At 71.4% G+C, this 9,757-nt stretch carries 10 protein-coding genes and 1 pseudogene; 7 read left to right on the top strand and 4 right to left on the bottom strand.

Features of this window, described 5'->3' with window-relative positions; genetic code table 11:
* The 3 genes and pseudogenes from ACWD5F_RS45390 to ACWD5F_RS45380 form a co-directional block, all read left to right on the top strand.
* Positions 1–262: pseudogene (locus tag ACWD5F_RS45390) on the top strand (ABC transporter permease); the annotation flags it as partial.
* Positions 259–1,473 carry a sensor histidine kinase gene (locus tag ACWD5F_RS45385; RefSeq protein WP_451261980.1) on the top strand — a complete coding sequence of 405 codons (1,215 nt, stop codon included), beginning with the start codon at positions 259–261 and terminating at the stop codon, positions 1,471–1,473. The pseudogene ACWD5F_RS45390 and the gene ACWD5F_RS45385, both read left to right, overlap by 4 nt.
* Complete coding sequence (locus tag ACWD5F_RS45380; RefSeq protein WP_451261979.1) at positions 1,470–2,084, top strand: response regulator; 615 nt, start codon at positions 1,470–1,472, stop codon at positions 2,082–2,084. The genes ACWD5F_RS45385 and ACWD5F_RS45380 overlap by 4 nt, the downstream gene beginning before the upstream one ends.
* A gap of 48 nt (positions 2,085–2,132) precedes the next feature.
* On the opposite strand, the gene ACWD5F_RS45375 is transcribed toward ACWD5F_RS45380, so the two are convergent.
* Positions 2,133–2,984 carry a transglutaminase-like domain-containing protein gene (locus ACWD5F_RS45375; protein ID WP_451261978.1) on the bottom strand — a complete coding sequence of 284 codons (852 nt, stop codon included), beginning with the start codon at positions 2,982–2,984 and terminating at the stop codon, positions 2,133–2,135.
* A 29-nt stretch (positions 2,985–3,013) separates the two neighbouring features.
* On the bottom strand, positions 3,014–4,036 hold the full coding sequence (locus ACWD5F_RS45370; protein WP_451261981.1) for a GNAT family N-acetyltransferase: 1,023 nt from the start codon (positions 4,034–4,036) through the stop codon (positions 3,014–3,016).
* A 140-nt stretch (positions 4,037–4,176) separates the two neighbouring features.
* Between ACWD5F_RS45370 and fdxA the strand changes: the two genes are divergently transcribed.
* Together fdxA and ACWD5F_RS45360 are read left to right on the top strand one after the other, a co-directional pair.
* Positions 4,177–4,503, top strand: coding sequence for a ferredoxin (gene fdxA, locus ACWD5F_RS45365; protein WP_451261977.1), 327 nt, complete (start codon positions 4,177–4,179; stop codon positions 4,501–4,503).
* Between the two features lie 114 nt (positions 4,504–4,617).
* Positions 4,618–5,712: a bifunctional succinyldiaminopimelate transaminase/glutamate-prephenate aminotransferase gene (locus ACWD5F_RS45360; RefSeq protein WP_451261975.1), complete on the top strand. Its 1,095-nt coding sequence runs from the start codon at positions 4,618–4,620 to the stop codon at positions 5,710–5,712.
* Between the two features lie 112 nt (positions 5,713–5,824).
* Here the strand turns inward: ACWD5F_RS45360 and ACWD5F_RS45355 are convergent, their stop codons facing one another.
* Together ACWD5F_RS45355 and ACWD5F_RS45350 are read right to left on the bottom strand one after the other, a co-directional pair.
* On the bottom strand, positions 5,825–6,292 hold the full coding sequence (locus ACWD5F_RS45355; protein ID WP_451261974.1) for an ATP-binding protein: 468 nt from the start codon (positions 6,290–6,292) through the stop codon (positions 5,825–5,827).
* A 277-nt stretch (positions 6,293–6,569) separates the two neighbouring features.
* Complete coding sequence (locus ACWD5F_RS45350; RefSeq protein WP_451261973.1) at positions 6,570–7,556, bottom strand: heavy metal transporter; 987 nt, start codon at positions 7,554–7,556, stop codon at positions 6,570–6,572.
* 83 nt (positions 7,557–7,639) lie between these two features.
* On the opposite strand from ACWD5F_RS45350, the gene dapE reads away from it, so the two are divergent.
* On the top strand, positions 7,640–8,719 hold the full coding sequence (gene dapE / locus ACWD5F_RS45345; RefSeq protein WP_451261972.1) for a succinyl-diaminopimelate desuccinylase: 1,080 nt from the start codon (positions 7,640–7,642) through the stop codon (positions 8,717–8,719).
* A 100-nt stretch (positions 8,720–8,819) separates the two neighbouring features.
* Positions 8,820–9,578 (top strand): LOG family protein, encoded by a 759-nt coding sequence (locus ACWD5F_RS45340; protein WP_123997926.1) that lies wholly within the window; start codon positions 8,820–8,822, stop codon positions 9,576–9,578.
* The last annotated feature ends 179 nt before the right edge of the window (positions 9,579–9,757 follow it).

The raw sequence follows: 9,757 nt of genomic DNA, 5'->3' as shown, positions 1-9,757 counted from the left end.
CGACGCGGTCCGCCCGATCACGATGATCACCTACTTCGGCCTGTCCCTGCTGGGCGGCCTGTGGATGCCCGCGACGACGTTCCCGCAGTGGCTCCAGGACATCGCGAAGTGGCTGCCCACGCACGCGTACGCTGCCCTGGGACAGGCCATCGAGCAGAGCCAGTCCCCGAGCTCGAAGGACGTCGCCCTCCTCGTCGTCTACTTCGCCCTGTTCGCGGGCGGCGCGGCGTGGCTGTACCGGAAGGACACGCTGAAGGCGTGAGCGCGATGACGGAAGATCTGCGGTCCGACGAGGAAGCCCGCGCGGATCGGCTGGTGCGGATCGGCCGGCCGCCCCGCGACCGGGGCGAGGCGATCCGCAAGCTGGTGTGGGTCCTGCCCTGGCTGGTCTTCCTCAGCGCCCCCGTGCAGGACCTGACGGCCGGCCACCACACCCCCTCGGCCACGACGGCCGGCTGGGTGGGCCTGGTGGCCTTCACCGGGATCTACCTGGCCGTCGTCTTCCGCACCATGGGCCGCCCCTACGCGGGCTGGTTCATCGCCGTCCTGGTGGCCGTGATGTGGGTCCTGGCCGTCGCGCTGTCCCTCTCCCTGGGTGGCCACTGGCTGGGCCTGTACGTCTACGTCTCCGTCACCTGCGGGATCACCCTCCCGCTGCGCGCCGCGTACTGGACGATCCCGCTGACCACCGCCGCGATGATGCTGGCCGGCTGGTTCGCCGACGACCTGGATCTGGCCTGGGGCCTGTTCCTGGTCGTGCTGCTGGTGGGCTACTCGATGACGGGTGTACGACAACTGGTGCGTACGACGGTGGAGTTGCGCAAGGCACGCGCCACCGTCGCCCAACTGGCCGCCAACGAGGAGCGGTTGCGCCTGGCCAGGGACCTGCACGACCTGCTCGGCCACTCCCTCTCGCTGATCACGCTGAAGAGCGAACTCGCGGGCCGTATGCTCCCCGACCACCCCGACAAGGCGGCCCAGCAGGTCGCCGACATCGAACAGGTCAGCCGGCAGGCCCTGGTCGACGTCCGGGAGGCCGTCACCGGTTACCGCCGGCCGCGCCTGGCCGCCGAACTGGCGGGTGCCCAGGTCGCCTTGACCGCGGCGGGCGTCACCGCCGAACTCCCCGAGGAAGCCACCGTCGACCTGACCGGCGTACCCGAGGAGAGTCAGTCCGCCCTGGCCTGGGCGCTGCGTGAGGCGATCACCAACGTCGTCCGGCACAGCGGCGCCCGGCGCTGCACGGTGGAGCTGCTCGCCCGCCAGACCCTGGGCGGCCCGATGCTGGAACTCACCGTCGAGGACAACGGCTCCGGCGGTTCCGGCAAGGGCCCCGGCAACGGGCTCACGGGCCTCGCCGAGCGCCTGGAGAAGGCGGGCGGCACCCTCGAAGCCGCCGGCACCAAGCACGGCTTCCGCCTGGTCGTCCGCGTGCCCGCCGGCACCCCGGCGGACGTAGGATCCGGGGCATGAGCCGAACGATCAAGGTCCTGCTGGCCGAGGACCAGTCGATGGTCCGCGAGGCGCTGGCCGCCCTGCTCGGTCTGGAGGACGACATCGAGGTCGTCGCCCAGGTGGCGCGCGGCGACGAGGTCCTGGCCGCGGTCCGCGAACACGCCGTGGACGTGGCCCTGTTGGACATCGAGATGCCCGGCTGCACCGGCATCGAGGCGGCGGCCGCCGTACGCAGGGAACTCCCGTCCGTGAAACTGGTCGTCCTCACCACCTTCGGCCGCCCCGGCTACCTCCGCAGCGCGATGGAGGCCGGCGCCGACGCCTTCCTGGTCAAGGACGCCCCCGCGGCCCAACTCGCCCAAGCGGTACGCAAGGTCCTCGCCGGCGACCGGGTCATCGACCCCACGCTGGCGGCCGCCGCCCTGGCCGACGGCGCGAATCCGCTGACCGAGCGGGAACGAGAGGTACTCCGTGCCGCGGCAGACGGCTCCACGAACGCGGAGCTGGCATCGGCCCTGCACCTGTCCCAGGGCACGGTCCGAAATTACCTTTCGACGGCGATCCAGAAACTGGCGGTGAGGAACAGGGCGGAGGCGGTGAGGATCGCAAGGGAGAAGGGTTGGCTGTAGCCAACCTTTTTAGGGGCTCGGGGTCACCCCTGAGGCGATCGGGTGAACTCAGTTGAGCAACGCCCGAGCAGCCCGAGCCTGCCCCCGCACCGTCTCCGCCCACGATTCATCAACCGCACTGATCATCCCCGCGTACTCCTCCAACTCCACCGCCCCCTCGACGAAGTCCCCCCGCTGAACAAGGAGTTGCGCTCGCTCGTACCGCAACCGCGCAGGATGCGAAGGCAGCAGCAACGAAAGATCGACCGCCCACAGCGCGACATCCGACCGCTCGGGCCGAGCCACCGCCCACGCCCGCACGTTGTTGAGAATCCGCAGCACCACCTCCAACGGATTCGCCGGCCTCAACATCGACGCATCCAGCGGAGCCCCCGTCGCCCCCGCGACCAACAACTCCGCGTCGCCCCCACCGAGCACCCGCCCCCCGTCGAACGGATCCGCGAGCACCTGCTGCTCGGGCGGCCCGAACCCGACGACGAAATGTCCGGGAAGTGCCACTCCGTACACCGGCGCCCCGGCCCGCCGGGCGACCTCCATCCACACCACCGACAGCAGGATCGGCAACCCGCGCCGCCGCCGCAGCACCTCGTGCAGCAGGGACGACTCGAGCCGCTGGTAGTCGACGGGAAAACCGCGGTACCCCTCCTGGACACCCAGCAGATGGTGCAACGCGGTCGCCCAGGACAACGGCCCGCCCGGCCGGAAGGGCAACTGCCCCGCCAGCCGGTCGAGTTCCATCTGCGCGGCATCCAGCCCGGCCTCGTCCAGCGTGCCGTCGGCCGCCGCGCCGACCAGCAGGCACAGCGCGGACAGATCGGGCCGCTCGGACCGAGCCTCTTCGGCGAACCGCCGCCGTACCTCGGCGGCCCGCTCGGGCGGCGGGGGAGTGGGGTGACGCATAGCAGGCTCGTGCCCTTTCCCGGCGATCGCTACCGGCCGTCGTGGATTGTCCCGTTGCCAGGACGGGCCGGCTCCCGATAGTGGTGATACGCGTGGTGCGCCCCGAACCCCATCCCGTCGTACAGCGCCCGCGCCCCGACGTTCTCCGCCTCGACCTGCAACCAGGCGGCCGAGGCCCCCTCCTCCAGGGCCCGCCGGGCCAACGCGGCCATCACCACGGTGGCCAGCCCCCGCCGCCGCATCGCCGGATCGACCTCCACGGCGGCGAACGAAGCCCACCGTCCATCGACCACGCACCGCCCGATGGCGGCGGGCGACTCCTCACCGGGAACCGTCGCGAACCACACCGACGGCCCGCTGCCGAGCACCTCCAACGCCACCTCGCTCACCCCCTTGCGCTGATACCGCGACAGCCACGCCTCGTCGGCCTCCCGGGAGAGCACGACGTCCGCGCCCTCGGCCCGGTCCGCGACCGGCGCGAGCGCCCCGATCCACAGCTCGGCGCTCACCTCACGCACCCAGCCCCGCCGCTCCAGCTCCGCGCACAGCACCTCCTGCGTGCCCTCGGCGCCGGTCGCGGTCTGGATGTACGCCGGCAGCCCCCGGTCGCCGTACCACCGTCGTACGGCATCCAGGGCCCCGTCGAGCGGCAGGCCCGGATCGCCCAGCGGGAGCACGGAGTTCGCGCGCCGCGTGAATCCGCTCGCGGCGCGCAGCTCCCAGTCGCCGAGGCGCTCGCTCTCCACCGGCCGCCACGCGCGCGAGGACACGTGCGCGAGTTCCTCGTACGAGGCGGCGGGGCCCCGGCGGCGGGCCGGCGCGGTCGGCACCACCTTGCCCGCGACCAGCGCGGATTCCGCGATGTGGACGCTCTCGCCGCTCTTGCGTGTGATCAGCAGCACACCGTCGTCCCATGATGTGAGAACACCCACCGTGTCGGTGAACTTCTCCTGAGTTGTCCCAGGCTCGTTCAACCGCCGTACGGATACTCGTTTCCCCACGTCAGCTGCGGTGATACGGACCTCGAGACGTCCAGCGGCCGAGATTTCCACAGGTCTGTCCACCCCTCCTGTTCGGATCATGCCCAGGAACGGAGATACTAGGGGCGGGCATCGACGACGCCGCGCTCCCGCGCGCCAGGCGGCGGAGCCTGAGGAGGCCCGCCGGCGCCCTATCGAGGAGGAACGACAGCGTGACCTACGTCATCGCGCAGCCTTGTGTCGACGTCAAGGACAAGGCGTGCATCGAGGAGTGCCCGGTCGACTGCATTTACGAGGGCTCCCGGTCCTTGTACATCCACCCGGACGAATGCGTCGACTGCGGAGCCTGTGAGCCGGTGTGCCCGGTCGAGGCGATCTTCTACGAGGACGACACTCCCGAGGAGTGGAAGGACTACTACAAGGCGAACGTCGAGTTCTTCGACGAGCTCGGCTCCCCGGGCGGCGCCAGCAAGCTGGGTCTGATCGAGCGCGACCACCCCTTCATCGCCGCGCTGCCCCCGCAGGCAGCGGCCGAGTAGCCGCCGCCCGCGGCCCGCACATCGCGCCGCCTCGGTCCCGTACGGCCTGATCCCCGGATCGCGGCCGTACGGGGCCGAGGCGTTTGCCGTACCGAAGAAAGTGAGCGAGTAACCGTGTCCGCAGTCTCCGACCGCCTGCCCACCTTCCCCTGGGACAAGCTGGAGCCGTACAAGAAGACGGCCGCGGCGCACCCCGGCGGCATCGTCGACCTGTCCGTCGGCACCCCGGTCGATCCGGTCCCCGACCTGATCCAGAAGGCGCTCGTCGACGCGGCCGACTCGCCCGGCTATCCGACGGTCTGGGGCACCCCGGCGCTGCGGGACGCGCTCACCGGCTGGGTCGAGCGGCGGCTGGGCGCCCGGGACGTCACCCACCGGCACGTCCTGCCGATCGTCGGCTCCAAGGAACTCGTCGCCTGGCTCCCCACCCAGCTGGGCCTCGGCCCCGGCGACCGGGTCGCCTACCCGCGCCTGGCCTACCCGACCTACGAGGTGGGCGCCCGGCTGGCCCGCGCCGAGTACGAGGTCTACGACGACCCGACCACCCTCGACCCCGAGGGTCTGAAGCTTCTCTGGCTCAACTCGCCCTCCAACCCGACCGGTCGGGTCCTGTCGAAGGACGAGCTGACCCGGATCGTCGCCTGGGCCCGCGAGCACGGCGTCCTGATCTTCTCCGACGAGTGCTACCTCGAACTGGGCTGGGAGGCCGACCCGGTCTCGGTGCTGCACCCGGACGTCAACGGCGGCTCCTACGACGGCATCGTGGCCGTCCACTCGCTCTCCAAGCGCTCCAACCTCGCCGGGTACCGCGCGGCCTTCCTGGCCGGTGACCCGGCCGTCCTGGGCCCGCTCCTGGAGATCCGCAAGCACGGCGGCATGATGACCTCCGCGCCGACCCAGGCCGCCGTGGTCGCGGCCCTCGGCGACGACGGCCATGTGCAAGAGCAGCGGGAGCGGTACCTCGCCCGGCGGGCGGCCCTGCGCGAGGCGCTGGTCGGACACGGCTTCCGGATCGAGCACAGCGAGGCCAGCCTCTACCTGTGGGCGACCCGCGGCGAGTCCTGCTGGGACACGGTGGCCCACCTGGCGGGACTGGGCATCCTGGTCGCGCCCGGCGACTTCTACGGGACCGCCGGCGACACGTTCGTACGGGTGGCGCTGACGGCGACGGACGAGCGGGTGCGGGCGGCCGTGGAGCGGCTGGCGTAGACGCGTACGCGTACGTACGCGTACGTGCGTGACGACGTGCAGGACCACGTGCACGACGAAGGGGCCCGGGAGACGATCCCGGGCCCCTTCTTTTTCGTCGTGCGCGGGGCGATCAGCCGCCGAGCGGCAGGCCCTTCAGGGGCAGGGTGTCCGTGGAGGGGAGGCCGCCGCCGGGGAGGCCGCCCTTGGTGAGGGAGTCCGTGGGCAGCCCGCCCTTGGTGGCGGTCTTCGTGGTGTCACCGACGAGGTCCCCGGCGGAGCCCGCCGCCTCGCCCGCGGTCTTCTGCGCGGCCGGCGCGGCCTTCTTGACCGCCTTGCCGCCGGTCTTGCCCGCGGCGGGCACCGCCTTCTTCACGGCCTTGCTGCCGGCCTCGCCCGCGAGCCCGGTGACGTTCTGTGCCGCTCCGTCGACGGTGTTGCCCACGTTCGCCCCGTCCAGGGCGGTCAGGCCGCCGAGGTTGGGGGTGGCGGGCAGGTCGGGGGCCGCGCTCGCGGCGCCGGCCGCACCGACCCCGGCAGCCGCTCCCGCCGCGACGAGCAGCGCGGCACGGGCAATCCGACGGGTCAGGGGGAGGGACATGATGCTCCTTGTGACGGGAGGAAACGTTGCTCGGACGTCGTGACTACCGCTCGAAGCCCCTCGGAGGTTGCGCAGCGACAACGTAAAGAGTTGGCAATGCGTCGCATAATCGGCTGCGGATAAAAACGGGCAAAGAGTGCCTGGTCCGAAAGTGTGCCGAATCCTTACAGCCCTTTGTTCTCAAGGGATTTCGCGGTTTCGGGAGTGACTGCGCGAAAACCTGCGCACACCCTGCCGCGAAGGGGCCGCGGCTGACCCTCGCGGGTGATCACTCGCACTACTGCCCGGTGACGATCCGCACCGCGTTCGCGGACTGCTTCGCCGCCTCGGCGTCCTGCGTACCCGTCGTACGCCACTTGCTGTCGGTGTTCCCCGCGCTCCACTCGCGTCCGCCGTAGGACACGCGCTCGATGTGCAGCGCGGAGGCGTTGGCCACGGCCCAGTGGGCCAGCTGCCAGCCGCGCTCGCGCACGTCACGGCCCTTGCCCGCGCCGGTGTCCTTGGTCACCGGCAGCGTGACGGTCCGCGAACCCGGCGTCGCGCTCACCGTCGGCGTGGGGGTGGGCTTCGTCGAGGCGTCGCTCACCTCGGCGGCGGCCGGTTGCAGCGCGTCCCGCCCGAAGTCCCGTACCAGCGCGGCCCGTACGGCGTCCGGACCGGCCTCGGTCACGGTGGTGGGGTCCGGGCGGCCCTGGCAGGTCAGCGTGGCCGGCGAGGAGCCGGTGAGGGCGGCGGCCAGCAGCGTCGCGTCCGGCTCGTGCTTGGCGTACGCCTCCGGGAAGCCGCTGCGCTGCACGCGCTGTGCGGCCACGGTCAGCGGCAGCTTCGTGTAGTCGGGCACCTTGGCCAGGTGCTCGTAGAAGATGCCCGCCGCGTACGTCGGGTCCAGGATCTCCTTCTCGGTGCCCCAGCCCTGCGAGGGACGCTGCTGGAACAGGCCGAGTGAATCCCGGTCGCCGTGCTGGATGTTGCGCAGGCCCGACTCCTGGATCGAGGTCGCCAGCGCGATGGCCACGGCCCGCTCGGGCATGCCGCGCCCGGTGCCGACGGCGGCGATCGTCGCCGCGTTCACCGCCTGCTCCGGCGTGAACTCGTACACCGCTTCACCGCCCTTGCCGGAGACGACCTCGCAGCCCGGCCCTCTGCCTCCCGTCTCGTACTGCACGACGAGATATCCCGCTACACCGAGCAGGACCACGAAGGCCGCGGAGAAGCGGAGGAAGCGACCACGACGCTTGGGGGAGTGAGGTGACGGCTCTGGCACGCGTACAAGGTAGCGGAGGCCGCTGTGACTGCCGAGCCGGGTGTGGACAGAGCTCCCCACGGCGGCGCGTTAGGGTCGACGGCATGGCCGACACCCCCCTTGACCTCACGCTGGACGCCGCCCTGTTGACCGCGCAGCTCGTCGACTTCCCCTCGGAGAGCGGCACCGAGAAGCCGCTCGCGGACGCGATCGAGGCCGCCCTCCGCGCGCTTCCGCACCTGACGGTCGACCGGTTCGGCAACAACGTGATCGCCCGCACGAACCTGGGCCGCGCGGAGCGCGTCATCCTGGCCGGCCACATCGACACCGTCCCGATCGCCGACAACGTCCCCTCCCGCCTCGACGACGAGGGCGTCCTGTGGGGCTGCGGCACCTGCGACATGAAGTCCGGGGTGGCGGTCCAACTCCGCATCGCGGCAACGGTCCCCGCCCCCAACCGGGACATCTCCTTCATCTTCTACGACAACGAAGAGGTCGCCGCCGAGCTGAACGGCCTGCGCCATGTCGCCGAGGCCCACCCGGACTGGCTGGACGGCGACTTCGCGGTCCTGCTCGAACCGTCCGACGGCGAGGTCGAGGGCGGCTGCCAGGGCACCCTGCGCGTGCTCCTGAAGACCAAGGGCGAGCGGGCCCACTCGGCACGCTCCTGGATGGGCTCGAACGCGATCCACGCGGCGTCCCCGATCCTCGCCCGCCTCGCCGCGTACGAGCCCCGCTACCCGGTCATCGACGGCCTGGAGTACCGGGAGGGCCTCAACGCGGTCGGCATCTCCGGCGGGGTCGCCGGGAACGTCATCCCCGACGCGTGCGTGGTGACGGTCAACTTCCGCTACGCGCCCGACCGTACGGAGGAGGAGGCGATCGCCCACGTGCGCGAGGTGTTCGCGGACTGCGGGGTCGAGGAGTTCGTGGTCGACGACCACAGCGGCGGCGCGCTGCCCGGCCTCTCCCACCCGGCCGCGGTCGCCTTCATCGAGGCGGTCGGCGGCGAGCCCCGGCCCAAGTACGGCTGGACGGACGTGTCCCGCTTCTCCGCGCTCGGCGTCCCGGCGGTCAACTACGGCCCCGGGAACCCGCACTTGGCGCACAAGCGGGACGAAAGGGTCGAAACGGGAAAGATCTTGGCGGGCGAGGAGCGACTGAGGGCGTGGCTCTCGGCCTGATTCGAGCCGGCGCTCCGTGGCGGACATGCCGACGTCCCCCGTCTGTAACCAGCGGAGATCTACGCTGAGGTGGAAACACCTGCAAGCGGAGGGAGCGCACATGGCTACCGGGAACCCCGAGGGCAAGAAGCAGCCACCGGAGGAGCAGCGCCTGGGGCCGGTACTCCGGCGGCGTGACCAGGTGACGGCGAGCACGACCGACCAGCGCCTGCTGGACGCGGGCGGCCCCTCGGACTGGGTCCACACCGACCCCTGGCGGGTGCTGCGCATCCAGTCGGAGTTCATCGAGGGCTTCGGCACGCTCGCCGAACTCCCGCCCGCGATCAGCGTGTTCGGCTCGGCTCGGACCAAGGCGGACTCACCGGAGTACGAGGCGGGCGTACGGCTCGGCCGGGCGCTGGTGGAGGCGGGCTGGGCGGTGATCACCGGCGGCGGCCCCGGCGCCATGGAGGCGGCCAACAAGGGCGCGGGCGAGGCCAAGGGCGTCTCGGTCGGCCTCGGCATCGAGCTGCCCTTCGAGCAGGGCCTGAACCCCTACGTCGACATCGGCCTCAACTTCCGGTACTTCTTCGTCCGCAAGATGATGTTCGTCAAGTACGCCCAGGGCTTCGTGGTCCTCCCCGGCGGCCTCGGCACCCTCGACGAACTCTTCGAGGCCCTCACCCTCGTCCAGACCCAGAAGGTCACCCGCTTCCCGATCGTCCTCTTCGGCAGCGAGTACTGGGGCGGCCTGGTCGACTGGCTCCGCAACACCCTGGTAGCCCAGGGCAAGGCCTCGGAGAAGGACCTGCTCCTGTTCCACGTGACCGACGACGTGGACGAGGCGGTGGCGTTGGTGTCCAAGGAGGCGGGCCGCTAGGCGCGGCGCTTCGGCGGGGGTTCAGGCGGGCGTCCGCGCTCCTGGGGGCTGCCGCCCCCAGACCCCCGCTTCGGCCTGAACGGCCTCGTCCTCAAACGCCGGACGGGCTGGGTAACTCAGCCCCTCCGGCGTTTGAGGAGCGGGGTCTGGGGCGGAGCCCCAGAAGGATGGGACGGGTA

The organism is Streptomyces sp. NPDC002499, assembly GCF_053595415.1.
The sequence above is the reverse complement of the archived record's forward strand: the minus strand, read 5'-3'. Positions and strand labels throughout refer to the sequence as shown.